This window comes from Agrococcus sp. ARC_14 (assembly GCF_022436485.1).
Lineage (GTDB): Bacteria > Actinomycetota > Actinomycetes > Actinomycetales > Microbacteriaceae > Agrococcus.
This window is the reverse complement of record NZ_JAKUDO010000001.1, coordinates 767,907-794,003: the sequence shown is the minus strand read 5'-3', so window position 1 is coordinate 794,003 and position 26,097 is coordinate 767,907. Positions and strand designations below refer to the sequence as shown.

Genomic DNA, 26,097 nt, shown 5'->3' with positions numbered 1-26,097 from the left:
CGGCTACTCGCCGTCGGCTATGCGCTGCTCCAGCTCGGCGCGGGTGTCCTCGATGTGGCCGGGTTGGCCGGGCTGATCCTCGATGGAGCGAGAGAAGCCTTCGGTACCGACGCGGATCTCGTCGCCCGCCTGAGCGGCGATGGCGTGGTACTCGTCGTTGGTGACGAACGACGCGACCTGTGCGTGGGTGAGCGGGTCGAAATTGCCGTTCAAGGCGGGTTCGATCACGGATCGGTAGTACTCCGTGTCGGTGCCGGGCTGCTCAGGGTCGAAGTACATGCTGCGGACGGGGCTGGCGTAGCCGTCGACTAGCGCCTCGAGGTGGGCAGCGACGTCGTCCGGCTCGCCGCTGAGGTGGTGGGCGTAGGCGGCCGTCGCGGTCGCGGCCTCCCAGTAGAGGTACGCCTCGGCCGCGCCGGTGCCGCGCTGGTACTCCGTGACGGTGCCGAGCGACCGCGGCAGCGCGGTCGGCCAGGTGTAGCCGTCGGGCAGGGCGAGCGGGAACGTGGCCGCGGCGGCGTGGAACTCGTCCTCGACGCCTTCGCCGTCGAGCCACACGGTGTCGGTGTCGGGGCCAGGCCCGAACTGGTCGACGAACGCGGCGACCGGGACGGGGGCGGGCGACTCGACGGCGTCGGTGACCGGAGCGGACGTCGGCGCGGGGCTGTCGGCCGGAGCGGAGTCGGCGGACGAGCAGGCCGCGAGCGCCGCGATGGTCGCGGTGGCGACTGCTAGGGCGGCGGTTCGCTTCATGGGATGCATGACTTCACATTCGCATCCTTGCTCCGCCGAAAGCCAGCCCTGTTGCCGGACCGTTACCAGTTTCCGTCGACAGCGCCGATGTCGGAGCGGGGTGGAGCCGCGGTCAGCCGGTGGGGCCTAATCTGTAGCGCATGGTTGACAGGATCCCGCACGACGCCCCGGTGCTCGTCATCGGGTTGGGGCGCTTCGGCGCCGCCACCGCCGGCCAGCTCGCGCGCCTCGACCGCGAGGTGCTCGCGATCGACGACGACATCAACCTGGTGCAGAAGTGGTCGGAGCGCCTGACGCACACGGTGCAGGCCGACGCCCGCTCGATCGACGCGCTCAGGCAGCTCGGCGCCCAGGACTTCTCGATCGCGGTCTGCGCCGTCGGCTCCTCGATCGAGGCGTCGGTGCTCATCGTCGCCAACCTCGTCGACCTCGGCATCCCGCAGATCTGGGCGAAGGCCATCAGCCAGTCGCACGGCAAGATCCTCAGCCGCATCGGCGCCAACCACGTGATCTACCCGGAGGCAGAGGCCGGCGAGCGCGTCGCGCACCTCGTCTCGGGGCGCATGCTCGACTACATCCAGTTCGACGACCACTTCGCGATCGTGAAGATGTACCCGCCGAAGCACATCCGCGGCGTCACCCTCGCCGAGTCGAAGATCCGCTCGAAGTACCACTTGACGGTCGTCGGCGTGAAGAGCCCGGGTGGCGAGTTCACCTACGCGACGCCCGAGACGATCGTCTCGAATCATGACCTGATCATCGTCTCCGGCAAGCAGACCGACATCGAGCGCTTCGCCGGTCTTGGTTCGTGAGCCTCACCGGGGCCCGCTCGTGATCGACGACGCCGCCCGCTGCCCCTGCGGCACCGGCCTGACCTTCGGCGAGTGCTGCGCCCCCGTCCACCGGGGCGAGCGCGAGGCGGCGACCGCAGAGGCGCTGATGCGCTCGCGCTTCACCGCCTTCGCCGTCGGCGACGTCGACTGGCTGCTGACCTCGTGGCACCCATCCACCCGACCGCGCTCGCTCGAGCTCGACCCCGGCATCCGCTGGCTGCGGCTCGACGTGCTCGCCACCACCGGAGGCGGCCCGTTCGACCGCGAGGGCACCGTCTCGTTCGAGAGCCACTGGGTCGCAGAGGGCACGCGAGGATCGATGCGAGAGCTCAGCCGCTTCCGCCGCGACGCCCGCTGGCAGTACGTCGACGGCGACAGCATCTGAGGCTGCTCAGCCGCCTGCGAGCTCCTGCGCGCGCGCCAGCGCCGCCGCGGTCGCGCGGTCGAAGACCTCACCGAGTGCCGCCTGCTGCAGCACGCCGATCGCCTGCTCGGTCGTGCCCTTCGGGCTCGTCACTCGACGCCGCAGCTCTGCGGGCTCCGAGCCATCGGCGGCGAGCAGCTCGGTCGCGCCTCGGAACGTGCCCTGCACCATCGTGGCCGCCTGCTCGGGTGTGAAGCCCATCCGCTCCGCCGTCTTCGTGAGCTCCTCGATGAGCAGGAAGACGTAGGCGGGGCCAGAGCCCGAGATCGTCGAGAGGGCATCGATCTGCGACTCGTCGAGCACGATCACTTCGCCGACCGCTTCGAACACGCGCGCCACCAGCGCGACATCCGCCTCGCTCGCCCGGCTGCCGCCCGCGACGCCCGTGACGCCCAGTCCGACGGTGGACGGCGTGTTGGGCATCGCCCGCACGACCGAGACGGATGCGGGCAGTGCGGCCTCGATGGATGCGGTCGTGGTGCCGGCCGCGATCGAGACCACCACGGCGTCATCCGCGAGGTGCGGCGAGATCTGCCGTGCCAGGTCGACGATCCCGACCGGCTTGACGCCCAGCACCACGAGCCGCGCGCCCTCGACGGCGCGCGCGTTGCCCTCCGGCTCGTCGGCGAGCGCGATGGACTCGACGCCTTCGAGCTGGATGGCGGCGGCCTTCTCGGCCGTGCGGTTGGTGACGACGACGCGCTCTGCCCCGTGCTGCACGAGGCCCTGGAGGATGGCGCCGCCCATGGAGCCGACGCCGAGCATGGCGATGGGAGGGAGGAGTTCGGTCATGCCCGCCAGGCTAGCTGCGACTGCGCACTGCGTCAGGCTCGCGCGCGTAGACTTCCCGCGTGAGCGCATCCCACGGTACGAAGGCAGTCGTCGCGGCATTCCTCGCGAACACCGGCATCGCCATCACGAAGTTCATCGCCTGGTTCTTCTCGGGCTCCGCGTCGATGCTGGCCGAGGCCATCCACTCGGTCGCCGACGCCGGCAACCAGCTGCTGCTGCTGCTCGGCGGCAGGCTGGCGAAGCGGAAGGCCGACACCGAGCACCCCTTCGGCTACGGCCGCGAGCGCTACGTCTGGGCGTTCATCGTGGCGCTGGTGCTCTTCTCGGTCGGCGGCCTGTTCTCGATCTCCGAGGGCATCTCCAAGATCCAGGAGCCGCACGAGATTGACGTCGTGTGGCTGCCGCTGGTGGTGCTCGGCGTCGCGATCGTGCTCGAGAGCTTCTCGTTCCGGACGGCGATCAAGGAGGCCAACCAGGTGCGCGGCAAGGCCGGCTGGTGGCAGTTCATCCGCAAGGCCAAGAGCCCCGAGCTGCCCGTCATCCTGCTCGAGGATCTCGCGGCACTGATCGGCCTCGTCTTCGCATTCGTCGCCGTCGGCCTCTCGGCGCTCACGCACAACCCGCTCTTCGACGCGATCGGCACGCTGTTCATCGGTGTGCTGCTGATCGCCGTCGCCGCCGTCCTCGCAGTCGAGATGAAGTCGCTGCTCATCGGTGAGGGCGCCACGAAGGAGGATCACGCCGTCGTGCAGCGCGTGCTCAACGAGCACCCGGGCGTGGAGTCGGTCATCCACATGAAGACCCTCTACCTCGGCCCGGACGAGCTCATGATCGCCGCGAAGGTGGCGTTCCCGCCGCACTCCGACATCGAGCACATCGCCACCACGATCAACGACCTCGAGGCCTCGCTGCGCGACAAGGTGGCGCACGCGCGCGTCATCTACATCGAGCCCGACCTCTACATCGAGCAGCCCGAGATCGCGCCGTCGACCGACCACATCGTGATCCAATCCGGCAACTGATGCTGCCGGATCCTGTTGTGTAGGCTGTCTGCATGGACTTCCTGCATTCGCTGCTCGTCGCCGCTCACATGGTCGGCCTCGCCCTGCTCGTCGGCACCTTCTTCCTGCAGATGCGCGCCAAGTCGGGATTCAACTTCACGATCCTGCTCACCGGCGCCTCGATCCAGCTGGTCTCGGGCATCGCGCTCTACGGCCTGGCGATGGCTGGCGACGGCGAGGCCAACCACATGAAGCTCGGCATCAAGGGCCTCATCGCGGTGGTCGTGTTCATCGCCGCGCTCATCGGCTTCCTGCGCACCACCGCCATCCGCAAGGAGAAGGCAGCGCTGCAGCAGGGCGGGGCCGTCTCGGTGGGCAACGTCGAGGTCGGCGAGCGCCGCCTCAAGACGTTCTTCCACATCGCCGGCGGGCTCGCGCTGCTCAACCTGCTGATCGCCGTCTTCTGGCAGTGAGCTGAGCGGATGCCCTGGGTCGACGTCGCGGCATGGGTGCTGGTGCTCGGCGCCACGGCCGTGATCATCGCGCTCGGCCCTCGCATCTGGCACAGCGCCAGCGTGCAGCGCTCCCGTCGCATGGGCGGCCTCGGGGTCTTCGACGAGATCTGGCGGCCCGCGACCTACGAGCAGCGCATCGCCGAGGAGCGCGCCGCCGAGGCAGGTGACAGCATCGAGCAGCTGGAGCCGAAGCGCCCCTCGAGCGCCGACGTCAGCCGGGCCACGGATTGAACCGTCCGCGCCCAGCGCGCGTCCGTTCGGCTGGCTGAGGAAGCCCCTCCGCCGTCGTCCTGTCAGCGCCGGTCCGCGAAGAAGGCCTGCAGCTGCGCCCGAGCCTCCTCGGCGAGCACGCCGGCGACCACCTCGACCCTGTGGGGCAGCCGGCGCTCTCGCAGCACGTCGACCACGCTGCCGGCGGCGCCGGCCTTCTCATCCCATGCGCCGAACACCACGCGCTCGATCCGGCTCGCGAGGATCGCCCCCGCGCACATGACGCACGGCTCCAGCGTGACGACCAGCGTGCATCCGTCGAGCCTCCACGAGCCGAGATGCGCAGCGGCCTCGCGCAGCGCGACGACCTCGGCGTGCGCGGTCGGGTCGTTCCGGGCCTCGCGCTCGTTGCGGCCGAGGCCGATGACGGCGCCGGATGCATCCACGACGAGGGCGCCGACCGGCACGTCGGCCGTGGTCTCAGCCGCCCTGGCCTGCTCGAGCGCCTGGCGCATGAGCGCCTCGTCGTGCGCGACCGACTGCATCCGAACCCCTCACAGCACTCTCTGCCTCATGCCGGCGCTGTGCCTGCGCGGCACAGACCTGGCATCGGGCGCGTGCCTGCGCCCACTAGCCTGAACCCTATGCGAGTCCACGTCGCCGACCACCCGCTCATCACCCACAAGCTGACCGTGCTGCGGGATGAGGCCACGCCCTCCCCCACCTTCCGCGCGCTCGTCGGCGAGCTGATGACCCTGCTCGCCTATGAGGCGACGCGCAACGTGCGCGTCACCCCCAAGGAGATCCGCACGCCGGTCACGACGACCACTGGCGTCGCGATCGCCGAGCCGCGACCGCTCGTGGTGCCGATCCTGCGCGCGGGCCTCGGGATGCTCGAGGGCATGACGGCGCTCGTCCCCACCGCCGAGGTCGGGTTCCTCGGCATGGCCCGCAACGAGGTCACGCTCGAGCCGACCACCTACGCGGAGCGGCTGCCCGACGACCTCTCCGACCGGCAGTGCTTCGTGCTCGATCCGATGCTCGCCACCGGCGGCTCGCTCTCCGGCGCGATGCAGTTCCTCTTCGATCGCGGCGCCGTCGACGTCACCGCGATCTGCCTGCTCGGCACCCCCGAAGGGCTTGCTCGCCTCGAGCGCGACATGGAGGGCCACGACGTCACGATCGTGCTCGGCGCGCTCGACGAGCGCCTCGACGAGCGCGGCTTCATCGTGCCCGGCCTCGGCGACGCCGGCGACCGGCTCTACGGCACCGTCGGAGACTGACCACGGTCTCCGTCACACTTCGTCACACTGTTGCGTTGTTTGACATCGCTCGATCGAACCAGCGATACTGGCAGACATGACGACCACCTTCCGCCCTCAGTCCGTCCTCGCGACGAACAGGACGAACGGCATGATGATGCCGAAGGTCGCCATGCGTCGAATGTGTGCTTGAGCACAGCTCGCACCGTCCGACCGCTCCTGAAGGGGAGTCGCTGACGCTTCCGCGTCGCACACCTCTGGCTTGAGCAGCCCCGCTGGGTCCTCCCCGCGGAGCGGTCGCCGAACCGGATCCGGTTCGCACACGACAGATCGACATCTCGCGTCGACGGCTGCATCACCCGTACCCACATGGCACGGACCAGCCGCCGACCGCACGCCGGAAGGCTCATCATGACCATCACCGCTCTTGCCACCCCGCTGGCCACCCGCACCCGCCGCCCCTCCTACGAGCTCCCCGCCACGCATGGCACGAGCGCACTCGCCCGCCGTGCCGTGGCCCCCGCGCCGCAGCAGCCCGCGACGCCGAGCCCGGTCCGGGCCGTCCCCGAGGGCTCCGAGGCGCGCGGCTTCGTGCTCTACGTCGGACTCGGCGAAGGCGCTGCCACTGCCGATCGCATCGAGCTCGCACGCCTCGTCGGCGAGCTTCGCGCGCTCACCTCCAAGCTGGCGCCGAGCGCCCAGACCCACGCTGCCGTTGCGCTCGCCCCCGCCGGCTCCGGTGGCCGCGACGTCGACGTCGTGCGGCGAGCGCTCGGCGACCCCGCGGTGCAGCAGCCCGCTCCCGAGGTCGACCTCGGCATCGTCATCGACCTGACGCGCAAGCGCGTCGCGATCGGCGACGACGTCTCGCCGCTCACCTACCGCGAGTTCGAGCTGCTGCAGCACATCGTGCTGCGCGAGGGATCGACGGTCGGCCGCTGCGACATCATCGACGCCCTGTGGCAGGCCGACGCCGAGGATCGCCCGAACGAGCGCACGATCGACGTGCACATCCGCCGCCTGCGCTCGAAGCTCGGCGCCTACGCCGAGATCATCCGCACGGTGCGCGGCGAGGGCTACCGCTTCGACCGGCACGCCGACGTCACGGTGCTCGCCAGCGGACCCAGCCCCGATCGCTTCTGAACCACAGCAGAATCACAGCGAGATCTAGGCGCGCTCGTTACCAATCCGTTATACGTTCGACGCACGTTGATCGTAGTGCTGTGGCGGTCAACGGAAGCGAAGGCCAATCGCCTCGCTTGGTGCAAGGGACTGGGGCCGGCTGAGAGAACTCAGCCGGCCCTGCACCTTGTCACGAGCGCGATTGCTCCGCCTTCACCGCATGTGCTCCTCGATGAATGCGGATGCAGTGCGCCGGAAGGTGCCAGAGGTCGGCGCGTTCACGTGGTTGCGGCCCGGGATCGCCTCGAACCTGCCGTCCTGCAGCAGCGGCAGCAGCGTCTCGGTGTCGTCTGCGCGGCGATCCTTGTCGCCCGTCATGAGCAGCGTCGGCACCACCGGCGGCGCCTCCTCTGCGTCGAAGAGCGTCTGCGACACCTCGCCCGCGAGCGTCACGAGGGTCGACGCGTCATGCTCCGGGAAGATGCCCGCGAGGTCGACGATGAACGATTCCATCGGGCCCGGCTCCTCCTCGCCCGCGAGCGCTCGGTGCGCCAGGTCGACGTCGAAGCGCTGGAACGGGTCACCCGCAGGCAGACCGCCGAGCACCAGCGCCCTGAACGCCTGCGGCCGGGTGCCCGCATGCCGCCACAGCAGTCGCGAGCCCATCGAGTAGCCGATCGCGCCCGGTGCCTCGTCGAGAGCGAGCTGCTCGAGCACCGCATCGACGTCGTCGACGAACTGCTGCACCGCGTACCCGATCGAGGGGCGGTCGCTGTCGCCGTGGCCGCGCAGATCCATGGCGATGCCGCGCAGGCCGACGGCTGCAAGGCTCTCGCCCCAGCCGCTCTCGATCCAGTTGCGCCGCGCGTTCGAGGAGAAGCCGTGGATCATCAGCACCGGCCTGCCCTCCGGGTCGCCGAGCTCGTGGAGGGCGATCCTGACACCGTCGGGTGCCATCGCGAAGACGGTCATGCTGCTCCTGTCGTGCTGTGCTGTCTGGTGCGCTCGCTTAGGCTAGCCCGCAAAGAGAGAGGCCCTGCATTGGCGCGTTCCGTCCTGTTCATCAAGCACATCGAGTACGAGACGGGCGGCCACGCCACGAGCCTGCTGTCGCACCTGCCGACGCGCGAGGCGGTGTTCCCCGAATCGCTTCCCGAGCTCGATGCGCTCGCCGGCGTCGTCATCCTCGGCGGCCAGATGAGCGCCGCGGACGTCGACGCGTTCCCGTCGCTGCAGCGCACTGCCGACCTCACGCTTCGCGCCATCGACGCCGAGATCCCTGTGCTGGGCCTGTGCCTCGGCCACCAGATCCTCGGCCGCGCGCTCGGCGGCACACACCGTGAGGGCGCGGTCGACGATGTGGGCATCATCGACATCGACGTGCTCGAGCCTGACCCGTGGCTGGGCAGCCACGTGGGTCGCATCGGCGCGATGCGCTGGAACAGCGATGTCGTCTCGCTGCCACCTGGCGCGACGCTGCTGGCCCGCAGCGAGCACGTCGAGAATGAGGCCTTCCGCTTCGGATCCGCCGTCGGCATGCAGTTCCACCTCGAGGCCGATGACCGCGTGATGCGACTCTGGGACTCGGTCGCGAGCCCGACGCTCTCGGAGCTCAGGACTGCGGATGCGGTGGCCGGCTGGCGCTCGCACCTCGCCACCGACGCCACGCTGCTGGGCGTCGTCGAGCGCGGCTTCGGCGCGTTCGCGGAGGCGTGCGCGCAGCGGCTCTAGAACGGCCTGTCCGAATGGGGCAGCTGCGCCCGAACGGGGCCTGCGCGCCAGCACCAGTCGTGCGCAAGGGCCCCACTCGCACCAGCGCGTTCGATCGGCCTGAGCACACCACCGACCGCCATTGTGGCCTCGGCCCCCGCTCAGGCCGATCGAAGCAGCGGCCTACCCGTCAGAGCCGCAGCTGGAGCGTCGCCTCGGGCTCCGGCACAGCGGTTGCGAACTCGACGACGGCAGCGTCGGATCCCGACAGCTCGATCGTCAGCGTGTGCGTGTCACTGACCGTCGTGCAGGCGGAGGGCATGCAGCCGCTGGCCCCCATGGCGACGAGCAGCACGGTCGTCGCTGCGAGAGCGGATCGTGGCCCGAGCGCCATGTCGAGTCGCCTCGGCTCGGGTCAGATCGCGACGCGCAGGCGTCCGACGGGCACGTCGGCGCTCAGCTGCAGCAGGCCGAGCTGCTCGGCGAGCCGATCGAGGGTGCCTGCAGGGAGCGCGCCGGCGCGCTCCAGCATCGCGAGCGCGACCGGCGAGCCCGCGCGCCGCGCACCGTCTGCCGTCTTCACGACCGCGGTGGTGCCGTCGGGGGCGACCATCGCCTGCGTGCCCTCCGCGCCGAACTTGGTGGTGCATCCGGTCTCTGCGATCACGACGGCGTCGGGCCTGCCCGCGCCGTCGATGAGGGTCGGATGGGCGCGGATGGCTTCGCCGACGAACCGGTGCGCGCCGCTGCCGTCCGGCGCCAGGCGACGGAAGGCGCGGGCGAGGCCGACGGGCGTGGTCGGGAAGACGAGCGCGCCGCAGCCATCGTGCGCGAGCTGGCGGATGGGCTCGTCGGTCGCGGCGGCGAGGCCGTCGCGGAGCACCGCGGCCAGCGGGTGCTCGTCTGCCCAGTAGTCGGCGGAGGCGCCCATCTTGCGGGCCGCGGCGGCGAGCGCGATGTGCTTGCCTGCGCACATGTGCGCGAAGCGGCGCTGCGCGCCGTCTGGGGCCCGCATGGGCGGGCAGCGCAGGGCGTCCTCCTTGACGCCATGGGCGGCCGCCATCGCCGCTGCCGTGTCGATGTGCTCCTGATCGGCCCAGTGGCTCGCGCTCGCGAGCGCCGCGTGCGCGGGCTCGAGCTCGATGAGCCCCGCGTCGATGAGCGCCGCGGCGTAGAGCGGCTTGAGGCTGCTGCGGGCCAGGAACGCGTTGGTGATGTCGCCGTGGGACTCGATGACGCCGCCGTCGGGATCGATGAGGACGGCGACGCCGTGGTGCTCGGACTCGACGAAGCCGTCGCGCTCGATGACGGCGAGGAGTGCGGTGGTGGGCATGGGATCCACGGTAGTGGGGTCGCGTCTCGATACGACCCTGCGGGCCTCCTCGACGAGCGTGAGGGCCCACTGCGTCGGGCCTACGCTGCAGACTCGATCGTGAGCAGCAGCCGCTTCGCCTCCACACCCCCCGCGTACTGCCCGATGCCGCCGTCGCTGCGCACGACGCGGTGGCAGGGCACCGCGATCGGCAGCGGATTCTTGCGGCAGGCCGTGCCGACCGCGCGCACCGCCTTCGGCGAGCCCACGGCCTGCGCCACCTGCGCATAGCTGCGCGTCTCGCCGTAGGGGATCTCGCGCAGCCGCTCGACGACCTGCCGGCCGAAGCCGTGCGCGAGCGTGAGGTCGAGCGCGCCGTCGAAGCTGCGGGCGCTGCCGCCGATGAGGCGCTCGAGCGCGCGCGCTGCATCGTCGAGCCTGGCGGGCGCCTCGAGCACCCGAGGGCTGAGCGTGGCGGCAAGCCGCTCCAGCGTGGCATCCGGATCGTCGCCGTCGAAGGTGACGGAGACCAGCCCCGCAGGCGTCGCCGCGAGCAGCAGTGTGCCGAGCCCGGTGTCGAGCCGACGGTAGGCGACGTCGAGCAGATCGTTCGCGGCTGCGCGCTCGATCAGCCGGGCGTGCAGCGCGTCGAGCGGCGGCGCCGGCAGCGAGCCCGGCAGCGCATCCAGCCCCGGCTCCGCCAGCGAGCGTGTCGGCTCGTCGAACCGCTCAGGCATCGCGCTCCCCCAGCAGCTCTCGCAGCCGACGCACGCCGTCTGACGAGGCGCGCCGCGCCGCATCCGCCGACGACCCGACGACGGCCGCCACCTCGGTGAACGGCAGCCCACCGAGGTGGTGCAGCACGACGGTCTCGCGCTGGCGCTGCGGCAGCTGCGCGAGCGCCCGCGCGAGGTCGAGGTCGCGCGCGCGCCCCGGCACGGTCGAGTCTGGTGCCGGCCGATCGGGCACGTCGCCGATCGTCAGCCCCGAGCGCCGGCGCAGCACATCGATGGCCTTGCGGTGCGCGATCGTCACGAGCCAGCCCTCGATGCTCGTGTCATGCGCGAGGCCCGGATAGGCCTCGAGCGCAGCCAGGAACGTGTCGCTCCAGGCGTCGTCCGCGTCGGGCTCGTCGAGCAGCGCCCTGCACACCCGCCACACCCTCGCGCCGTGCTGCGCGACGATCGAGTCGAAGGGCGCACGGGTCACGCGACCGAATCTAGCCCGGTCGCGACATCCAGCGCGGAGCCGGCCTCGTGGTCGAGCAGGAAGCGCTTGCGCTCGACGCCGCCCGCGTAGCCCGTGAGGGCTCCGCTCGCACCCACCACGCGGTGGCACGGCACCAGGATCGACAGTGGATTGCGGCTGTTCGCCAGGCCGACCGCGCGCACCGCTGTCGGATGGCCGATCTGCGCGGCTATCCAGCCGTAGGTGCGGGTCTCGCCGTAGGGGATCGTGACGAGCGCGTTCCAGATGCGCAGCTGGAAGTCGGTGCCGACGGGCGCCATCGGCAGGTCGAAGCCGGTGCGCTCCCCTGCCCAGTACTCGCCGAACTGCTGCACCGCATCCGCGAAGGCGTCGTCGTCGCGCTCGCCGAACGTCGCCTCGTCGGGCGCGGGTCGATGGCCGGGCATGTAGACACCCGTGAGGCCCGCGTCTTCGCGGACGAGCGTGAGCGGGCCGATGGGACTGTCGATGATCGTGTGCGTCATGCTGCAATTCCTCTCATACCTTGCCAACGCTCGGGGGGCCCGAGATGTGAGGTTGTGGATTGTCGGCGCCGGAGCCGCCCTAGGCTCGAGGCATGGAGATCGCCCTCGTCAGACATGGCCAGACCGACTACAACCGCGACGGCCGCCTGCAGGGCTCGAGCGACATCCCGCTCAACGAGACCGGCATCGAGCAGGCGCACACGGCAGCGCGGCTGCTCGCCGATGAGGTGTGGGATGCGGTGGTGTCGTCGACGCTGGAGCGAGCGGCCGTCACCGCCGACATCATCGCCGCGGAGCTCGGCCTCGAGGTCGGCGGCCGCTACGCGAGCCTGATCGAGCGCGCCTACGGCGAGGCCGAGGGGCTCACCAAGGCGGAGGCGGTCGCTCGCTTCGGCGACGACTGGCCCGGTGAGGAGTCGTTCGAGGAACTGCAGCGCCGCGCCGTCCCCGCGATCGACGAGGTCGCCGCCGCGCACCCGGTCGACGCACTCGTGATCGTGGCGCACGGCACCTTCATCCGCGCCTTCGCCGACCACGTCATGGGCATCGAGACCGACACCCCCGACAACGCGCATTCCGTGCGCTTCACCGGCACACCCGGCGGTTGGAAGCTCACCGACGGCCTCGTGCTGCGATGAGTCTCGATGCGCTGCGCGCGGCGCTGCCCGCGCACGTCGTCGTCACCGCCCCGGCAGCGCTCGACGGGGTGCGGGCCGACAAGTCGGGCCACCGCGCCCCCGCAGCTCCACTGGCGATCGTCGAGGCGGAGTCGGCCGAGCACGTGCAGATCGCGATGCGCTGGGCCAGCGAGCACGGCGTGCCGGTGGTGCCGCGCGCGGCCGGCACCGGCCTCGCGGGCGGCGCGATCGCGGGCGGCGGCGAGCTCGTGGTCTCGGTGGACACCATGCGGCGCCTCCTCGACGTCTCGATCATCGACCAGTCCTGCGTGGTCGAGCCCGGCATCCGCAACGCCGAGCTGAACGACATGCTCGCCAGCCACGGCCTCTGGTGGCCGCCCGACCCGGCCAGTCGCGCCATCTCCTCCGTGGGCGGCAACATCGCCACCAACGCGGGTGGCCTCCTGTGCGCGAAGTACGGCGTGACGCGCGAATGGGTGCTCGCGCTCGACGTCGTGCTCGCCGACGGCAGCCTCATCTCCACCGGCCATCGCACCGTCAAGGGCGTGACCGGCCTCGATCTGACCGCGCTCATGATCGGCTCGGAGGGCACGCTCGGCATCGTGGTCGGCGCGACGCTCAAGCTGCGCCCGCTCGTCGACGGCACAGTCTGGACGGTGGGCGCGTTCTTCGACGACGAGGCCATCGCGGCCGCGGCCTGCACGGCCATCACCGCCGCGCGCATCCGTCCCGCCATCATGGAGCTCGTCGGCCGAGACGCGGTCTCGATGCTCGCGGCCTACACCGGCCGCGCCATGACGGGCGCGTTCGTGCTCGTGCAGACCGACGACCTGGGCGCCGAGGCGACCTCCGAGACGGTCGCGCAGATCCTCAGCGCCCACGGCGGCCGTGTCGAGCGCACGGACGACCTGAGCGAGTCGGATGCCCCGGTGCAGGTGCGCAGGCAGGTGCACTTCGCGCTCGAGTCGTTCGGGAACGTGCTGGTGGAGGACATCGCGGTGCCGCGCTCGCGGATGGCGGACATGTTCCGGGCCTGCCACGAGGCGGCGCAGCGGCACGGCGTGCGGCTCGTCGTCACCGCGCACGCCGGCGACGGCAACCTGCACCCGACCTTCGTGTTCGACGAGCCGGAGCCGAGCGAGGCGGTCTGGGCGTGCGCGAACGAGGTGTTCGCCGCAGGGCTCGCGCTCGGCGGCACCCTGACGGGCGAGCACGGTGTCGGCATCCTGAAGCGCCGCTGGCTCGTCGACGAGCTGGGCGAGCGGCAGCTGGCGCTGCAGCAGGCGGTGAAGGCGGCGTTCGACCCGCTCGGGATCCTGAACCCGGGCAAGGCGCTCTAGCCGCAGACCCCGCGCGTCGAGCAGGCGCCGCAACCCCCGCTCGTCGAGTAGGCGCCGGAGACGCCGTATCGAGACGAATCCGTCGGTCTCGATATGCGGCCTGCGGCCGCTACTCGACCAGCGAGACGCGGAAAGCTACTTGACGGCGACCAGGTCGCAGACGAAGATCAGCGTCTCGTTCGGGCCGATCACGCCGCCGGCGCCGCGCTCGCCGTAGGCGAGGTGCGGCGGGATGACCAGCTTGCGCCGGCCGCCGACGCGCATCCCCTCGATGCCCTGCTCCCAGCCCTTGATGACCATGCCGACGCCGAGCGGGAACTCGAGCGGTGCGCCGCGGCCGTAAGAGGCGTCGAACTCCTCGCCGCCGGAGTGGGTCACGCCGACGTAGTGGACGCTGACCTGCGTGCCGGTCACCGCCTCCTCGCCGTCGCCGACGGTGATGTCGGTGATCTCGAGCTCAGTGGGTGCGGGCCCTTCGGGCGCGTCGATCTCAGGCTTCTCAGTCATGCGTCAATCCTCGCACGATCGCAGCGCCGCGCGTGGCGTGCGAGGCTCAGTGCTCGTCCTCGTCGGCCTGCAGCCCGACCTCCTCGCGGTCGATGATGCGCTGCACCACCCCCACGGTCGCCGAGTCGAAGCGGCCGCTCTTGCGCACCTGGTCGAGCCAGATCCGCTCGGCATCCACCGCCAGATGGCGGAGCCGCGCGATCTGGGCGACGTCGGTGGTGGCGTCGTCCGGATCGACCTCTGCGACGTGCGCCGCCCACGCACGACGGGACCGCATCCGCTCGCCCGCAGCCTCGACGAGCGCCGCGTCGATGCCCGTCGCCTCGGCTTCGCGCTGCATCGCGTCGATGCCCGCCTCGATCGTCTCGCCGAGCAGCTCGTCGAGCTCGCGCCTGTGGCGCTCAGAGCCGTCGTGCGTCAGGTGCAGCAGCCGCACGAGCCAGGCGAGCGTGCCTCCCTGCACGAGCAGCGTCACGATCGCCACGACGAACGCGATGAGCACGAGCTCAGCCCGCATCGGCGTCTCGGCCGGCAGCGTCTGCACCGCCGCGACGGTGACGACGCCGCGCATGCCCGCCCAGCCGATCGCCAGCATGTCGCGCCAGCCGAGGCGCTGATCCGCCAGCGCGACGATGTCGTGGCCCCGCATGTCATGGGCTCGGCGCAGCTTCGTACCTCGCTTCGACTCGGTGTCCACCTGCTCGAGCCGCTGCCCCAGCCGCTCGTGGTCGCGCCTGCGGTGCTTCGCGGTGCGGCGCAGCCACCACAGCAGCGGCGGCATCGACGCGAAGCGCACGACGAGCAGCACCAGGCACAGCAGCAGGCCGACGAGCACGACACCGACGAGGTGTCGCTCGCCCTCGTCGACCGCCGAGAGGACCGCGGGCAGCTGCATGCCCATCGTGAGGAAGACCCCGTTCTCGACGACGAGCGAGAACGTGCTCCAGGTGGCCGACTCCTGCGCGCGCCGGGTGGCGCGGATGCGCACCTGGCTGCGGTTGCCGATCACGAGTCCCGTGATCACGACCGCGACGATGCCGGAGCCGTGCAGCGACTCGGCCGCGAGGAAGGAGAGGAAGGGAGTCGCGAGCGAGATGGCGGTGTCGATCGCGCGATCGGAGGCGTACTGGCGGATGCGCACGGTCGCGGCACCGACGAGGGCCCCGACCACGAGCGCGACCACCACGGCGAGCGCGAAGTCGCCGAGCAGCGGGCCGACCTCGATGTCGGAGTTGCCGATGCGCGTGATCGCGGCGACGGCGGTGCTCAGCAGCACGAGCGCAGTGGCGTCGTTGATGAGGCCTTCGCCCTCGAGGATCGTCACGACGCGAGGGGGCAGGCCGAGGCGCTTGCCGAGCGCGGTGGCGGCGACGGCGTCGGGCGGCGCCACGACAGCGCCGAGCGCGAGCGCCGCGGCGAAGCCGACGACCGGCCAGAGCGACTGCAGCACGAGTGCGACGGCCAGCGCGCTGACGGCGACGAGGAAGACGGAGAGGTAGCCGATCACGCGCAGGTTGCGCCGGAAGTCGACCGCCGGCACCTTGAGCGCCGCCGTGTACAGCAGCGGCGGCAGGATGATCGTGAGGAAGACCTCCGGCGGCACCTCGATCCCCGGGACGCCCGGCACGAGCGAGATCCCCGCGCCCAGCACCACGAGCAGCAGGGGTGCCGCGACGCCGATGCGGTTCGCGATCGTGGCGACGGCACCGATGATGAGGATGCCGATGACGACCACGAGGGTCACTTCTGTGGTCACACCGTGCATGAACGGATCGTATCCACCTGTTCTCTCGGCTGCGCTTCGCCATAGCCTGGAGGGGCCGACACGGGAGCCGCGTCGGCGCGACTCAAGGAGGACTCATGGCCATCACCTCGAACGCCAGCGCGACCTGGAACGGCGACCTCGCCTCCGGCAGCGGAACCGCCACGCTGGGATCCGGATCGAGCTTCGACATGTCCTGGAAGGCCCGCGCCGAAAGCGGCGGCGGCTCGACCCCCGAGGAGCTCATCGCCGGTGCGCACGCATCCTGCTTCTCGATGGCCCTCTCGAACACGCTGGCAGAAGCGGGCCACCCCGCGGAGTCGCTCGCCACCGCTGCGAAGGTGTCGTTCGTCGCAGGCACGGGCATCACGGGCAGCGCGCTGACCGTCAGCGGCCGCGTGCCGGGAATCGACCAGACGCAGTTCGCAGATTTCGCCGAGCAGGCAAAGGCCGGCTGCCCCGTGTCGCAGGCGCTCGCGGGCGTCGAGATCACGCTGGAGTCCGCCACGCTCGAGGGCTGATTTCAGATCGCGCAAAGTTGCTAGTGGCGGCCACCCGCGTTTCAGTCTATAAACAGAGATGACGGGGTAATCCGGCTTCACGAAGGAGTGCAATGAAGAGGTTCGAGCAGCTTCCGATCCACCTGCTGGTCACCATCGCGGGCGACGACGACATCATCATGTCGATCATCACCGGCGACGACGACATCATCATGTAACGACCAGCATGAACCCGCGGCCGCGGCGTCGACTCACCAGAGTCGGCCCGCGGCTTCGGCTTTCCAGGGGCGGTCACTGCCACATCCGGAAACCACGAAGGCCACCTGCTCTCGCAAGTGGCCTTCACTACTGTCTCAACACAGTGCGCGCCCGGAGGGATTCGAACCCCCAACCTTCTGATCCGTAGTCAGATGCTCTATCCGTTGAGCTACGGGCGCAATGGCCGAACGGCCAGGGATCAGTCTAACTGATCCCTGGCCGTCAGCGCTAATCGAGCCGCGTCACGAGGACGCGACCAGGGTCACAGGGGGCGAATGTTCGCAGCCTGCGGGCCCTTGGTGCCCTCGACGATTTCGAACTCGACTGCCTGAGCCTCTTCGAGGGTCTTGAAGCCGTTGGACACGATCTGGCTGTAGTGAGCGAACAGATCCTTGCCGCCGTCGTCCGGAGCGATGAAGCCGAAGCCCTTGCCGGAGTCGAACCACTTGACGGTGCCGGTTGCCATATTTCCTTCAATCAATGCAATGCAGCTTGGCGCTGCGTTCAAAAGCGCAGAGCAAGATCCGCCCTGCGCCCTCCCCACCCTAGCGGGTGAAGAGCGGGTTCCGCTGAGAAATTTTCTGTCAGCTCGCGCAGCGGCCGAGTGCGGCAGCGTTCGCGCTCACGGTCCACTCCATGCCGAGGGCCACGACCTGCTGCGGATCGACCGAGCCGGTGACGAACGAGAAGGGTCCCGGTGGCACGCAGCCGATAGAGGTCAGCGCGACCGGTCCATTGCCCGCGGCGATCGCCGAGCCGACGAATGCGTGGCCGAATTGCAGGGCCGACGCCAGGTAGGCGGCGTCCTGCGGGCCGGACCATGCGGTGCGCAGCGTCGACGCGTTGGTGAGGAATCGGTCGCGCTCGCGCACCAGCGTCGCGCTGATGCCGGAGCCGGCGCGCTCGATCGCGCGCTCCTGCGCGCTCGCCAGCTGCGGACTGCCGCCGACGACGGTGACGCGCGAGGGGCGCTCGGCAGCGAAGTAGGAGGTGATGCTCGACGGGATGGTCGTCGACCGCGGCGTCAGCACGAGCGGCACACCCAGGGCCGCCGCCGCCGAGGAGGCAGAGATGACGTCGGAGAGGTTGCGCTCGGCAGCGACGTAGACGCGATCGGCGCCGGGGAACTCCTCCAGGGCGAAGTTGGCGGAGATCTCCGGAGCGTTGCTGCCCGCGACGCGCACCACAGACTTGCCGGGGAGCGCCGAGCGCACGGCTCGGAGCGTCGCATCGGGCAGCACGTTCGGCGCTCCCACGAGCGTGACCGTGCCCGGATTCAGCCTGCGGAGCTCGTTGAGCAGCGCCTGCGACGGCCCGGAGGGCTCGACGAGGAGCAGCGCGCGGTCGACACGCGCGGCGGCCGGCGCTGCCGAGAGCGCCTCGAAGTAGACGTGGCTCGGCGCCAGGTAGACCTCGGTCACCCGCGACGGCTGGTTGCGCTGCACGCTCATGTCGACGGATGCCTGCATCGTGTCGCGCGCGGCGATCCGCACGTACTGCGCATCCGGTACGGGCGCGGGCGCGGGCGCGACACGACCGCCGGCGTTCACCCAGGCCTGGACGGAGGCGTAGGTGGTGGGCTGCGCCGATCCGACGTAGCGGCCGAAGTTCGTCGTGCCGACCAGGCTCGCGCGTGAGGCGCCCTGGTAGCCGTCGACCGTGGCGACGCCGACGCCCATGGCGGTGTAGTCGCCCAGCAGCTGCGCCTTGTGCGCGGGCGAGTTGATCCACTGCGTCACGAGCGCCGCTGCATTTGCGTCACGGCGCCACGCGATGATCTCGCCGGAACGCGACGAGCCAGCGGGATAGAGCGAGGTGAAGCCCGTGCGGTGCTTGAAGGCATCGGTCTGGCCGAGCTCATAGCTCCACGACTGCGCGATGGTGTGCAGCTGCGGCATGAAGCGCAGCGGGCGGAGGCCCTGGCCACTGCGATAGGTGTTGATCGCGTTGAAGACCGCGGAGAGGTCGGCGACCGCGTTGCGGTCGACGATCGTGCCCTGCGCGATGGGCGCTGGCGCAGCAGCAGCCTGCGGTGCGGGGGTGGGAGCGAGCGGGAGGACGATGCCCACAGCCGCCACGAGGGCGACGGCGAGGGCGAGGGGGCGCGAGCGCATGGGGGACGATCCTCTGTGTTTGAGCCGTGACTCAGCCGAGAATACCCTCCACCAGCGTGTCGCGCCAGCATGAGATCAGACATGCGCTATTGCGCCGATGCCCGTAACAGTGTTCGCTCGTCCGTGACCCACGAGGAAGGCCCCGCGTCCAGTGGACTGCGGGGCCTTGACGTGGAGACGGAGGGATTTGAACCCTCGGTCCCCTAATGGGGACTCCACCTTAGCAGGGTGGTGCACTCGGCCGGACTATGCGACGTCTCCTCGACCCGACTGTCGGCAGGCCAGCGGCAAGCCTACCAAAGTCCTGGTGTGGTCTCGATACGGGCGTTGCGCGCCCTACTCGACCAGCGAGTGGAGCGATCGCCGACGGCGTGGGCCTCAGCTGCCGTAGGGGACGACGCACGACTCCTGCGATGCATCCTGGCCGATCACGCCGTCGAGGCCGGCGGACTCCGTCGGCTCTGGGGTGGCACCCGGCGTCTCGGTCGCGCCCGGCGTCTCAGTCGCGCCGGGTGTCTCGCTCGCGCCGGGCGTCGGCGTCGGCGTCTCGTCGGTCGAGCCGATGCCGAGCGAGTCGTCGCCGAGATCGATCGGGAGGTCGAGGCGGATGCGTCGCATCAGCTCGTCTGCGGCCTCCTCGTCCGGGTACACGCGGGCGCCCTCCGGCACGTTCGGATAGAGCACGAACTGCATGGTCTCGAGCGGGATGTCGGCGAGCACGCGGGCCATCGACACCATCGTTCCGATGTCGCCGAGGCCGCTCGAGAGCGTCATGTTCTCGAGCGCCACCTGCGAGATCGCGTACAGCTTCGTGAAGTCGGTGAGCACGGCATCCGACTGCAGCGTGCGCACGAGCGACGAGAGGAACACCTGCTGCGAGGAGATGCGCGCCAGGTCGGAGCCGTCGCCCACGCCGTGGCGCGAGCGCAGGAACTGCAGCGCCTGCTCACCCTCGAGGTCGTAGGTGCCGGCCTCGGGGATCTCGAGCCCCGTCCAGGGGTCGTCGATCGGGCCAGCGAAGCACACGGGGACGCCGCCCACGGCGCTCGACATGCTGATGACGCCCTGGAAGGTGATCATCGCCGCGTAGGGCACCTCGATGTCCGTCATGTCGGTGACCACCTCCGCCACGCAGGAGAGGCCGCCGCGCGAGAGCGCCTGATTGAACTGCACGCCCGAGGCCGCGGGCTGCGTGACACCCGTCTCGGGATCCTCACATGCCGGGAAGTCCACCACGAGGTCGCGTGGGAACGAGACGACGCGTGCCTGCTGGTGGTCGTCGCTGACGTGCAGCAGCATCGTCACGTCGTTGAGCATGCCCTCGCCGTACGAGTTCTCGCCGAACTCGGCGCCCTGGCCGGTGCGCTGATCGGAGCCGACCAGCAGGATCGTGAAGCCGCCCTCATACGGGGCGAAGCCGCCCTGCGCCTGCGGCACCTCGCCGCCGAGGTCGACCGTCTGCAGACCGGTCGAGAGCCGCAGCACCGAGACGCCGACGACGCCGATGGCCGCGACGAGCACGACCGCCATGCTGAGCGCGATCCAGCGGAAGACGTGCGCGATGCCGGAGTGCCTGCGCAGGCGGCCGTGGCGGGGCACCATCGACGAGGTGTCGACGGCGCCGGGGACGCGCTGGCTGCTCATGGCACCTCCTCCTGCGATCGACATGGCTTCCTGCTGCGGAGGGCGTGGGATTCGAACCCACGAGGCATCGCTGCCCACCGGTTTTCAAGACCGGCTCCATCGGCCGCTCGGACAGCCCTCCAGTAGCCCTGACCGCGGCTGGGACGCGAGTGGGCCTCGAGGGATTCTACGACCAGAGCGGATGCATCACCTACGCCGAACCTGGCGGTGGGCTGTGGGGCGGGTCGGTCAGCACCCGCCCGGGAGCGTCAGGCCCGGACCAGCAGCCCCTCGAGCACGAGCGCCAGCCCGTCGTCCTCGACCGCCGCGGTGACCTCGCTCGCGGCCGCCTTGACCTCATCCGGTGCCTGGCCCATGGCGACCGCGCGGCCGTTGCCTGCGACGACCCACTGGAACATGTCGATGTCGTTGCGACCGTCGCCGACCACGACGATGCGGTCGCGGGTGAAGCCGAGCTCCTCGGCGACCCGCTCGAGTCCGGTGGCCTTGTTGACGCCGTCGGGCGCGATGTCGAGCCACGACGAGTAGCCGATCGCGTAGGAGACCTTGTGCAGCCCCATCGACTCCACGATCTCGAGGAAGTCGTCGACCTGGTGGTCGGGGCTCATGACGACGACGCGCATCGCGGGCGTCTGCAGCAGCTCCTCGAACTCGACCTGCTCAGCCTCGTCGAGGTTCCAATCGATCATGCCGTTCGTGTAGCGGCGGTGGCCAGCGGCGTCCTCCACCATGAACGAGCCGGTCGGCAGCCCCTGGGCGATCGTGCGCAGCGCCGGAGCCGGATCGAAGGTCTCCACGTGGATGGGCGAGAAGGCTTCATCGGCGTCGGCGCGCGCCAGCACGAGCGCCCCGTTCGCCGCCACCAGGTGGCTCGGCGCGATGCCGAGCCGCACCGCGGTCGACTCGGTCGTCGCCTGCGAGCGGCCCGTGGCCAGCACCACGACGTGACCGGCGTCGACGACCGCGCGCACCGCATCCGCCACCCTGGTCGAGAGCGAGTCGTCCTCCCGGACGATCGTGCCGTCGATGTCGAGGCCGATCAGCAGCTGCTGCATCAGGCCACCGGCTCGATGACGTCGATGCCGCCCAGGTACGGCTGCAGCGCCGCCGGCACGCGCACCGAGCCGTCGGCCTGCTGGTGCGTCTCGAGGAGCGCGACCAGCCAGCGCGTCGTGGCTGCGGTGCCGTTGAGCGTCGCGACCGGCGCCGTCCTGCCGCTCTCGGTGCGATAGCGGGTGGCGAGGCGGCGCGACTGGAAGGTCGTGCAGTTCGAGGTGGAGGTGAGCTCGCGGTACTGCTGCTGCGAGGGGATCCACGCCTCGATGTCGAACTTGCGCGCCGCGCTCGAGCCCAGGTCGCCGGCGGCGACGTCGATCACGCGGTAGTCCAGCTCGCAGGCCTGGAGCATGCGCTCCTGCAGGGCGCGCAGGCGGTCGTGCTCCGCCTCGGCGTCCTCCGGCTTCACGTACGAGAACATCTCGAGCTTGTTGAACTGGTGCACCCGCAGGATGCCGCGGGTGTCGCGGCCGGCGCTGCCCGCCTCGCGGCGGTAGCACGTCGACCAGCCGGCGTAGCGCAGCGGCTGCTCGAGGTCGACGATCTCGTCGGCGTGGAAGCCCGCGAGCGCCACCTCTGACGTGCCGGTGAGATAGAGGTCGTCGGCAGGCAGGTGGTAGACCTCGGCGGCGTGCTCGCCCAGGAAGCCGGTGCCCTGCATGATCTCGGGCCGCACGAGCGTCGGTGTCATGAGCGGCGTGAAGCCGTCGGCGAGCACCTGGTCGAGGCCCATGAGCATGAGCGCCAGCTCGAGCCGCATGCCGATGCCGGTCAGGTAGTAGAACCGCGTGCCCGCAACCTTGGCGCCGCGCGCGATGTCGAAGGCCTTGAGGCTCTCGCCGAGCTCGACGTGGTCGCGGGCATCGAAGGCGAACGAGCGCTCCTGCCCGTGCGTCGAGAGCGTGACGAAGTTCTCCTCGCCGCCCGCGGGCACGTCGGGGTGCACGAGGTTGCCGATCTTCGAGACGGATGCGTCGAAGGCGGCCTCGGCGTCGGTCACGCGCGCCTGCGCATCCTTCACGCCGGCAGCCAGCGAGCGGCCCTGCTCGATGAGCGCGGGACGCTCCTCCTTGGACGCCTTGCCGACGAGCTTCGACTGCGCGTTCTGCTCGGCGCGCAAGCCCTCGAACTCGGTGATGGCGGCACGCCGCGCGCTCTCGGCGGCGAGCGCCTCGTCGACGGAGGACACGGGGTCGCCGCGGCGCTCCTGGCTGGCCTTCACGAGGTCGGGCTGCTCGCGCAGCAGCTGGGGATCGATCACCCCACCAGTCTACGAGCGGGCGGATGTGCGGGAGGCCAGGCGGGAGCGGGTACCTTTGCCGACATGCGAGCAGGCATCGTCTTCAATCCGGTCAAGCTGTCGCGCGACGAGCTTGCGCCGCAGATCGAGACCGCGCAGCCATTGGACTGGTCGGAGCCGCTCTGGCTCGAGACCGGCGCGGACGACGGCGGCGAGTCGGCCGTGCGCGAGGCGCTCGACGCCGGCATCGACCTGCTGATCATCGCGGGCGGCGACGGGACCGTGCGCATCGGCGCAGACCTGGTCACCGGATCGGGCGTGCCGTTGGCGATCATCCCGGCCGGCACCGGCAACCTGCTGGCGCGCAACCTCGGCATCGACGTGGCGAGCCTGCGCAACGCCGTACGCACCGCATACGAGGGCGAGGAGCGCGAGATCGACCTGGGCGAGCTCGAGATGGAGTCGCCGGAAGGCGAGCGCTCACGCCACGCCTTCGCCGTCATGGTGGGGTTCGGACTCGACGCCGAGATGATCGAGGCGACCGACGACGACCTGAAGAAGAAGGTCGGATGGCTCGCCTACATCGACGCCGCGGGCCGCGTCATCTCGAGCCTCGACAAGGTGCGCGTGCAGGTCAAGCTCGATGACCAGCGCACCGGGCGGCACACCGTCAACACGATGCTGATCGGCAACTGCGGCACCATCCAGAACGGCCTCGTGCTGCTGCCGGACGCCGCGGTGGACGACGGGATGCTCGACATCGCGCTCATCCGACCGCGTGGGGTGCGCGGCTGGTTCCAGGTCGCCGGCTACGTCATGCGCAACAACACGCTGGTGAGCAAGCTGCGGCGCAAGCAGGGCAAGGGCAAGCAGCGCACGGGAGCCGCGCTCGGCTACGGCCAGGCGAAGACGACGATCGCCCGGCTGGAGGAGCCGCGGGTCGTGCAGGTCGACGGCGACGTGGTCGGCAAGGCGGTCGCGCTGCGGGCGACGATCCGCGAGGACGCCCTGCGCGTGCGGGTGCCGAAGCGGCGCACGCTGCTGGGGCCGAACGTCTGAGTCGCGGCATTCGAGCGCGTCCGCTCCGCGCCCTCAGCGCCGGAGGCTATCGGGCGTACACACATGATGGACGGGCAGTTCTCCCCGTCGCACACCCCCGGCACCTCAGTTAGCGTCGAAGGCGTCCCCTCGCGATGCGTGCAACCGCTCGCTCGTGCACGCCCCGTGACCAGATTGGTGCGCATGCCCGACGTCTCGATCGACTTCCAGACCCTGAACCAGATCGCCGGCTCTCTCAAGAACCTCTCGGTCGACCTCGCTGCCGCCACCACGTGGGAGGGCAGCATCGCGGAGGCCACCGGAAAGGTGTGGGACGACACCGCATCCGTCTTCGTGCAGACCGCGGTCGAGGACATGATCGGCGACTGGGACTACGTGCGCTCGGTCATGGCGCTGCAGGCGATGCAAGCTGCGCAGAAGGCCGATCTGATCGGCGCCGAGTACGGCAGCTGGGACTTCGGGGCCGGCACACCCGGCGTCACCGCGCTCGGCGCCGGCTCGTGGGAGTCGGCAGGTGGCCAGGCATGAGCGGCGACCAGCTGACCATCCGCACCCCCGGCGACCGGGTGATCGTGGAGTACCTCTGCGACTCCGCGCTCATCGGCGAGAGCGCCGCCCAGCTGCAGCAGACCGGTGAGGAGACCCGCGAGCTGCACCGGTTCATGACGAGCATTATCGCCGGCCAGATCGACGTGCAGGATGGCATCTCGATCGACGCGCTGCGCGACATGGCACTCACCGTCGGCGACGGCCTCGGCCCGCTGGGCGAGTACTTCTGCGAGCTCGCGACGGCGGCATGGGCCTACGCCGACGCGTGCCGGGTCGCGGGCGACCTGACCAAGCACCTGTTCGAGCGCACCGGGAACCTCTCGAACTCGCTCCAGGCGCTCGTCACCGAGCGGGAGCAGGACGAGGGTTGGGCGAGCTCCGTGCGCGCTCTCCCCGAGGACGGCACCGCCAGCGGCGGCTCCATGATCGCGTACTCGGTCCTGAACGAGGAGGGGGCGCTGAACGACGAACCGAACAGCATCGCGCTCGACGGCCTCCCCCGCGACGAGGCGCTGCGGAAGATCGAGTCGCACCAGGCGAGCATCCAGACCCTCCACGACAACGTGCACCGGCGCAATGACGAGCACCTTGCCGCGTGGGATGCAGCGGTGGAGGCCTGGGAGACCGAGGCGAATGCCTTCGTGCGCGCGCTCGACGGCATCCTCGGCGTGCTCGCCGACACCCGCGCTGAGAACAACTACCAGCGCGTGGGCACGCTGGGCGACGCGGCGTCGTGGGCCGGGCTCGGCTTCGACATCGTGGTGCTCATCCCTGGCGGCCAGGCAATCGGCGTCGCGGGAGGGAAGGTCGTCAGCGTCGTCGAGGACGGCGCGGAGGCCGGTCAGCTGATCATGCTCGGCAGCGGCTCCCGTGACGGCACCATCCGCACCGCGGAGGGCCAGCTCGCGGGCGAGGCGCTCTCGGCCGGTGAGGGACAGCGGCAGGCACCGATCGACTCCATGCTGAAGAAGGCTGGGCTGCGCTCCGCATGGCGAGAGCTGATCACCGCCGTCAGCGGTGGCGCCACCAAGGGGCTGGGGGTGGTCGAAGATGGCATCGACCCGGGTCGTGCTCCCAAGCTGCCCGAGGACATCCAGCTCGACACCGAGCCGATCGCCGAGTGGCAGCCCAGGGCAGACGCGACGAACCCCGAGGTCGAGGTCACGCCCAACCGACCGATGCCCACGAGCGAGGAGCGTGCGAAGGCCACGCCGCAGGACCCTGATTCGGCTGTGCGCATCCCGACCGCCGAGGCCGGCGAGGACGACCCGGTGGCGATCCCCGAGACGCAGCCGCGTCCGACGGTGACCGCTCCCGAGGGTGACGCGGATGCCGAGGAGCCGGAATCCATCACCGTGGACGCCGGATGACCGACGCCCTGCGCACGCTGCACCTGCCGCTGCCGGAGGGGTGGGAGGTCACCCGTGCCTCGCCACCGCCGCCGCTGCCCTGGATCCAGCATCACGGGATCGCCGTCGAAGCGCTGCACAACGCCGCCCACGTCGACGGGTCGGAGCTCGCGCTCTATGCCCTCCGCGCACCCGCGCCGGCCATCGAGAAGCTCTCGCGAGCGCTGACCGAGCGGCTTGGCGCGATCCCGGCCGGGCGGGCGCTGTGCTGGGGCGTCGCCGCTGAGCACTGGGTCTCGCTGAGCGCGCTGCTGGATGCGGACGCGGTGCAGGGCCCCGCGGTGCTGTGCACGACCCGGTTCTCGAAGGCCGCCGCCGAGTCGCACGTCGAACCCCTCACCGCCGCGCTCGACCGCGCCGAGTGGCAGTGGTGAT

31 protein-coding genes and 3 tRNA genes are annotated in these 26,097 nt (G+C 70.6%); 15 read left to right on the top strand and 19 right to left on the bottom strand.

Features of this window, described 5'->3' with window-relative positions; genetic code table 11:
• Positions 1-3 precede the first annotated feature (3 nt).
• Entirely contained in the window at positions 4-753 is a 750-nt protein-coding gene (locus MKD51_RS04010; RefSeq protein WP_240238434.1) for a hypothetical protein, read from the bottom strand.
• Positions 754-893: 140 nt separating this feature from the next.
• Here MKD51_RS04010 and MKD51_RS04005 point away from each other — a divergent pair, with 140 nt between their 5' ends.
• Together MKD51_RS04005 and MKD51_RS04000 are read left to right on the top strand one after the other, a co-directional pair.
• A complete protein-coding gene (locus tag MKD51_RS04005; protein WP_240238432.1) occupies positions 894-1,565 on the top strand; it encodes a TrkA family potassium uptake protein in 672 nt (223 codons plus the stop codon).
• 22 nt (positions 1,566-1,587) lie between these two features.
• Positions 1,588-1,971: a YchJ family metal-binding protein gene (locus MKD51_RS04000; protein ID WP_240240813.1), complete on the top strand. Its 384-nt coding sequence runs from the start codon at positions 1,588-1,590 to the stop codon at positions 1,969-1,971.
• A gap of 6 nt (positions 1,972-1,977) precedes the next feature.
• Here the strand turns inward: MKD51_RS04000 and proC are convergent, their stop codons facing one another.
• Entirely contained in the window at positions 1,978-2,802 is an 825-nt protein-coding gene (gene proC / locus MKD51_RS03995; protein ID WP_240238430.1) for a pyrroline-5-carboxylate reductase, read from the bottom strand.
• Positions 2,803-2,861: 59 nt separating this feature from the next.
• Here proC and MKD51_RS03990 point away from each other — a divergent pair, with 59 nt between their 5' ends.
• The 3 genes from MKD51_RS03990 to MKD51_RS03980 are packed head-to-tail and all read left to right on the top strand — an operon-like array spanning position 2,862 to position 4,549.
• Positions 2,862-3,824: a cation diffusion facilitator family transporter gene (locus MKD51_RS03990; protein ID WP_240238428.1), complete on the top strand. Its 963-nt coding sequence runs from the start codon at positions 2,862-2,864 to the stop codon at positions 3,822-3,824.
• 32 nt (positions 3,825-3,856) lie between these two features.
• Positions 3,857-4,276, top strand: coding sequence for a hypothetical protein (locus MKD51_RS03985; protein ID WP_240238426.1), 420 nt, complete (start codon positions 3,857-3,859; stop codon positions 4,274-4,276).
• 9 nt (positions 4,277-4,285) lie between these two features.
• On the top strand, positions 4,286-4,549 hold the full coding sequence (locus MKD51_RS03980; protein WP_240238424.1) for a hypothetical protein: 264 nt from the start codon (positions 4,286-4,288) through the stop codon (positions 4,547-4,549).
• Between the two features lie 62 nt (positions 4,550-4,611).
• Here MKD51_RS03980 and tadA read toward each other — a convergent pair whose 3' ends face one another.
• Positions 4,612-5,073, bottom strand: coding sequence for a tRNA adenosine(34) deaminase TadA (gene tadA / locus MKD51_RS03975; protein WP_240238417.1), 462 nt, complete (start codon positions 5,071-5,073; stop codon positions 4,612-4,614).
• A 99-nt stretch (positions 5,074-5,172) separates the two neighbouring features.
• Here tadA and upp point away from each other — a divergent pair, with 99 nt between their 5' ends.
• Together upp and MKD51_RS03965 are read left to right on the top strand one after the other, a co-directional pair.
• Positions 5,173-5,811 (top strand): uracil phosphoribosyltransferase, encoded by a 639-nt coding sequence (gene upp / locus MKD51_RS03970; RefSeq protein WP_240238415.1) that lies wholly within the window; start codon positions 5,173-5,175, stop codon positions 5,809-5,811.
• Between the two features lie 390 nt (positions 5,812-6,201).
• On the top strand, positions 6,202-6,933 hold the full coding sequence (locus tag MKD51_RS03965) for a winged helix-turn-helix domain-containing protein (protein ID WP_277603910.1): 732 nt from the start codon (positions 6,202-6,204) through the stop codon (positions 6,931-6,933).
• A 192-nt stretch (positions 6,934-7,125) separates the two neighbouring features.
• On the opposite strand, the gene MKD51_RS03960 is transcribed toward MKD51_RS03965, so the two are convergent.
• Positions 7,126-7,884 (bottom strand): alpha/beta hydrolase, encoded by a 759-nt coding sequence (locus tag MKD51_RS03960; RefSeq protein WP_240238411.1) that lies wholly within the window; start codon positions 7,882-7,884, stop codon positions 7,126-7,128.
• Positions 7,885-7,953: 69 nt separating this feature from the next.
• Between MKD51_RS03960 and MKD51_RS03955 the strand changes: the two genes are divergently transcribed.
• Positions 7,954-8,643 (top strand): type 1 glutamine amidotransferase, encoded by a 690-nt coding sequence (locus MKD51_RS03955; protein WP_240238409.1) that lies wholly within the window; start codon positions 7,954-7,956, stop codon positions 8,641-8,643.
• Positions 8,644-8,812: 169 nt separating this feature from the next.
• On the opposite strand, the gene MKD51_RS03950 is transcribed toward MKD51_RS03955, so the two are convergent.
• The 5 genes from MKD51_RS03950 to MKD51_RS03930 form a co-directional block, all read right to left on the bottom strand.
• Positions 8,813-9,016 (bottom strand): hypothetical protein, encoded by a 204-nt coding sequence (locus MKD51_RS03950; RefSeq protein ID WP_240238407.1) that lies wholly within the window; start codon positions 9,014-9,016, stop codon positions 8,813-8,815.
• Positions 9,017-9,037: 21 nt separating this feature from the next.
• Positions 9,038-9,955 carry an asparaginase gene (locus tag MKD51_RS03945; protein WP_240238405.1) on the bottom strand — a complete coding sequence of 306 codons (918 nt, stop codon included), beginning with the start codon at positions 9,953-9,955 and terminating at the stop codon, positions 9,038-9,040.
• An 80-nt stretch (positions 9,956-10,035) separates the two neighbouring features.
• Positions 10,036-10,671 (bottom strand): methylated-DNA--[protein]-cysteine S-methyltransferase, encoded by a 636-nt coding sequence (locus MKD51_RS03940; protein WP_240238403.1) that lies wholly within the window; start codon positions 10,669-10,671, stop codon positions 10,036-10,038.
• A complete protein-coding gene (locus tag MKD51_RS03935) occupies positions 10,664-11,143 on the bottom strand; it encodes a sigma-70 family RNA polymerase sigma factor (protein WP_240238402.1) in 480 nt (159 codons plus the stop codon). Before MKD51_RS03935 ends, MKD51_RS03940 begins: the two co-directional genes overlap by 8 nt.
• Complete coding sequence (locus tag MKD51_RS03930; RefSeq protein ID WP_240238400.1) at positions 11,140-11,646, bottom strand: methylated-DNA--[protein]-cysteine S-methyltransferase; 507 nt, start codon at positions 11,644-11,646, stop codon at positions 11,140-11,142. Before MKD51_RS03930 ends, MKD51_RS03935 begins: the two co-directional genes overlap by 4 nt.
• 92 nt (positions 11,647-11,738) lie before the next feature.
• Between MKD51_RS03930 and MKD51_RS03925 the strand changes: the two genes are divergently transcribed.
• Together MKD51_RS03925 and MKD51_RS03920 are read left to right on the top strand one after the other, a co-directional pair.
• Positions 11,739-12,284 (top strand): histidine phosphatase family protein, encoded by a 546-nt coding sequence (locus tag MKD51_RS03925; protein ID WP_240238398.1) that lies wholly within the window; start codon positions 11,739-11,741, stop codon positions 12,282-12,284.
• On the top strand, positions 12,281-13,624 hold the full coding sequence (locus MKD51_RS03920) for an FAD-linked oxidase C-terminal domain-containing protein (protein ID WP_240238396.1): 1,344 nt from the start codon (positions 12,281-12,283) through the stop codon (positions 13,622-13,624). The genes MKD51_RS03925 and MKD51_RS03920 overlap by 4 nt, the downstream gene beginning before the upstream one ends.
• Before the next feature lie 135 nt (positions 13,625-13,759).
• Here the strand turns inward: MKD51_RS03920 and MKD51_RS03915 are convergent, their stop codons facing one another.
• Together MKD51_RS03915 and MKD51_RS03910 are read right to left on the bottom strand one after the other, a co-directional pair.
• Positions 13,760-14,131 (bottom strand): FKBP-type peptidyl-prolyl cis-trans isomerase, encoded by a 372-nt coding sequence (locus MKD51_RS03915; protein WP_240238387.1) that lies wholly within the window; start codon positions 14,129-14,131, stop codon positions 13,760-13,762.
• Between the two features lie 46 nt (positions 14,132-14,177).
• Positions 14,178-15,896, bottom strand: a complete 1,719-nt coding sequence (locus tag MKD51_RS03910) for a cation:proton antiporter (RefSeq protein ID WP_240238385.1) — start codon at positions 15,894-15,896, stop codon at positions 14,178-14,180.
• A gap of 95 nt (positions 15,897-15,991) precedes the next feature.
• Here MKD51_RS03910 and MKD51_RS03905 point away from each other — a divergent pair, with 95 nt between their 5' ends.
• Complete coding sequence (locus tag MKD51_RS03905; RefSeq protein WP_240238383.1) at positions 15,992-16,414, top strand: OsmC family peroxiredoxin; 423 nt, start codon at positions 15,992-15,994, stop codon at positions 16,412-16,414.
• A gap of 343 nt (positions 16,415-16,757) precedes the next feature.
• Here the strand turns inward: MKD51_RS03905 and MKD51_RS03900 are convergent.
• The 8 genes from MKD51_RS03900 to serS all read right to left on the bottom strand — a co-directional run bounded on the left by MKD51_RS03900 (position 16,758) and on the right by serS (position 22,726).
• Positions 16,758-16,830 (bottom strand) — tRNA-Arg (locus MKD51_RS03900).
• Between the two features lie 83 nt (positions 16,831-16,913).
• On the bottom strand, positions 16,914-17,117 hold the full coding sequence (locus MKD51_RS03895) for a cold-shock protein (RefSeq protein ID WP_240238381.1): 204 nt from the start codon (positions 17,115-17,117) through the stop codon (positions 16,914-16,916).
• Between the two features lie 118 nt (positions 17,118-17,235).
• Positions 17,236-18,765: a cell wall-binding repeat-containing protein gene (locus tag MKD51_RS03890; protein WP_240238379.1), complete on the bottom strand. Its 1,530-nt coding sequence runs from the start codon at positions 18,763-18,765 to the stop codon at positions 17,236-17,238.
• Between the two features lie 172 nt (positions 18,766-18,937).
• A tRNA-Ser gene (locus MKD51_RS03885) sits at positions 18,938-19,026 on the bottom strand.
• Between the two features lie 117 nt (positions 19,027-19,143).
• On the bottom strand, positions 19,144-20,409 hold the full coding sequence (locus MKD51_RS03880; protein ID WP_240238377.1) for an LCP family protein: 1,266 nt from the start codon (positions 20,407-20,409) through the stop codon (positions 19,144-19,146).
• Between the two features lie 36 nt (positions 20,410-20,445).
• A tRNA-Ser gene (locus tag MKD51_RS03875) sits at positions 20,446-20,530 on the bottom strand.
• A gap of 127 nt (positions 20,531-20,657) precedes the next feature.
• On the bottom strand, positions 20,658-21,464 hold the full coding sequence (locus MKD51_RS03870; protein WP_240238369.1) for an HAD hydrolase family protein: 807 nt from the start codon (positions 21,462-21,464) through the stop codon (positions 20,658-20,660).
• Complete coding sequence (serS, locus tag MKD51_RS03865; RefSeq protein ID WP_240238367.1) at positions 21,464-22,726, bottom strand: serine--tRNA ligase; 1,263 nt, start codon at positions 22,724-22,726, stop codon at positions 21,464-21,466. Before serS ends, MKD51_RS03870 begins: the two co-directional genes overlap by 1 nt.
• A gap of 63 nt (positions 22,727-22,789) precedes the next feature.
• Here serS and MKD51_RS03860 point away from each other — a divergent pair, with 63 nt between their 5' ends.
• From MKD51_RS03860 to MKD51_RS03845, 4 genes are all read left to right on the top strand, one after another.
• Positions 22,790-23,764, top strand: a complete 975-nt coding sequence (locus MKD51_RS03860; protein WP_240238365.1) for a diacylglycerol kinase family protein — start codon at positions 22,790-22,792, stop codon at positions 23,762-23,764.
• Positions 23,765-23,947: 183 nt separating this feature from the next.
• Entirely contained in the window at positions 23,948-24,292 is a 345-nt protein-coding gene (locus MKD51_RS03855; RefSeq protein WP_240238363.1) for a hypothetical protein, read from the top strand.
• A complete protein-coding gene (locus MKD51_RS03850; RefSeq protein ID WP_240238361.1) occupies positions 24,289-25,683 on the top strand; it encodes a hypothetical protein in 1,395 nt (464 codons plus the stop codon). The genes MKD51_RS03855 and MKD51_RS03850 overlap by 4 nt, the downstream gene beginning before the upstream one ends.
• The gene (locus MKD51_RS03845; RefSeq protein WP_240238359.1) at positions 25,680-26,096 is read left to right on the top strand and encodes a hypothetical protein; all 417 of its coding nucleotides are present in this window, start codon (positions 25,680-25,682) and stop codon (positions 26,094-26,096) included. The genes MKD51_RS03850 and MKD51_RS03845 overlap by 4 nt, the downstream gene beginning before the upstream one ends.
• The last annotated feature ends 1 nt before the right edge of the window (position 26,097 follow it).

Excerpts from the sequence above, each read along its gene's own strand:
- MKD51_RS04010 (WP_240238434.1), bottom strand. The coding sequence starts at position 753 with ATGAAGCGAACCGCCGCCCTAGCAGTCGCCACCGCGACCATCGCGGCG.
- MKD51_RS04005 (WP_240238432.1), top strand. The coding sequence starts at position 894 with ATGGTTGACAGGATCCCGCACGACGCCCCGGTGCTCGTCATCGGGTTG.
- proC (WP_240238430.1), bottom strand. The coding sequence starts at position 2,802 with ATGACCGAACTCCTCCCTCCCATCGCCATGCTCGGCGTCGGCTCCATG.
- MKD51_RS03985 (WP_240238426.1), top strand. The coding sequence starts at position 3,857 with ATGGACTTCCTGCATTCGCTGCTCGTCGCCGCTCACATGGTCGGCCTC.
- MKD51_RS03980 (WP_240238424.1), top strand. The coding sequence starts at position 4,286 with ATGCCCTGGGTCGACGTCGCGGCATGGGTGCTGGTGCTCGGCGCCACG.
- tadA (WP_240238417.1), bottom strand. The coding sequence starts at position 5,073 with ATGCAGTCGGTCGCGCACGACGAGGCGCTCATGCGCCAGGCGCTCGAG.
- upp (WP_240238415.1), top strand. The coding sequence starts at position 5,173 with ATGCGAGTCCACGTCGCCGACCACCCGCTCATCACCCACAAGCTGACC.
- MKD51_RS03965 (WP_277603910.1), top strand. The coding sequence starts at position 6,202 with ATGACCATCACCGCTCTTGCCACCCCGCTGGCCACCCGCACCCGCCGC.
- MKD51_RS03960 (WP_240238411.1), bottom strand. The coding sequence starts at position 7,884 with ATGACCGTCTTCGCGATGGCACCCGACGGTGTCAGGATCGCCCTCCAC.
- MKD51_RS03950 (WP_240238407.1), bottom strand. The coding sequence starts at position 9,016 with ATGGCGCTCGGGCCACGATCCGCTCTCGCAGCGACGACCGTGCTGCTC.
- MKD51_RS03945 (WP_240238405.1), bottom strand. The coding sequence starts at position 9,955 with ATGCCCACCACCGCACTCCTCGCCGTCATCGAGCGCGACGGCTTCGTC.
- MKD51_RS03940 (WP_240238403.1), bottom strand. The coding sequence starts at position 10,671 with ATGCCTGAGCGGTTCGACGAGCCGACACGCTCGCTGGCGGAGCCGGGG.
- MKD51_RS03930 (WP_240238400.1), bottom strand. The coding sequence starts at position 11,646 with ATGACGCACACGATCATCGACAGTCCCATCGGCCCGCTCACGCTCGTC.
- MKD51_RS03925 (WP_240238398.1), top strand. The coding sequence starts at position 11,739 with ATGGAGATCGCCCTCGTCAGACATGGCCAGACCGACTACAACCGCGAC.
- MKD51_RS03920 (WP_240238396.1), top strand. The coding sequence starts at position 12,281 with ATGAGTCTCGATGCGCTGCGCGCGGCGCTGCCCGCGCACGTCGTCGTC.
- MKD51_RS03915 (WP_240238387.1), bottom strand. The coding sequence starts at position 14,131 with ATGACTGAGAAGCCTGAGATCGACGCGCCCGAAGGGCCCGCACCCACT.
- MKD51_RS03910 (WP_240238385.1), bottom strand. The coding sequence starts at position 15,896 with ATGCACGGTGTGACCACAGAAGTGACCCTCGTGGTCGTCATCGGCATC.
- MKD51_RS03905 (WP_240238383.1), top strand. The coding sequence starts at position 15,992 with ATGGCCATCACCTCGAACGCCAGCGCGACCTGGAACGGCGACCTCGCC.
- MKD51_RS03895 (WP_240238381.1), bottom strand. The coding sequence starts at position 17,117 with ATGGCAACCGGCACCGTCAAGTGGTTCGACTCCGGCAAGGGCTTCGGC.
- MKD51_RS03890 (WP_240238379.1), bottom strand. The coding sequence starts at position 18,765 with ATGCGCTCGCGCCCCCTCGCCCTCGCCGTCGCCCTCGTGGCGGCTGTG.
- MKD51_RS03880 (WP_240238377.1), bottom strand. The coding sequence starts at position 20,409 with ATGAGCAGCCAGCGCGTCCCCGGCGCCGTCGACACCTCGTCGATGGTG.
- MKD51_RS03870 (WP_240238369.1), bottom strand. The coding sequence starts at position 21,464 with ATGCAGCAGCTGCTGATCGGCCTCGACATCGACGGCACGATCGTCCGG.
- MKD51_RS03860 (WP_240238365.1), top strand. The coding sequence starts at position 22,790 with ATGCGAGCAGGCATCGTCTTCAATCCGGTCAAGCTGTCGCGCGACGAG.
- MKD51_RS03855 (WP_240238363.1), top strand. The coding sequence starts at position 23,948 with ATGCCCGACGTCTCGATCGACTTCCAGACCCTGAACCAGATCGCCGGC.
- MKD51_RS03850 (WP_240238361.1), top strand. The coding sequence starts at position 24,289 with ATGAGCGGCGACCAGCTGACCATCCGCACCCCCGGCGACCGGGTGATC.
- MKD51_RS03845 (WP_240238359.1), top strand. The coding sequence starts at position 25,680 with ATGACCGACGCCCTGCGCACGCTGCACCTGCCGCTGCCGGAGGGGTGG.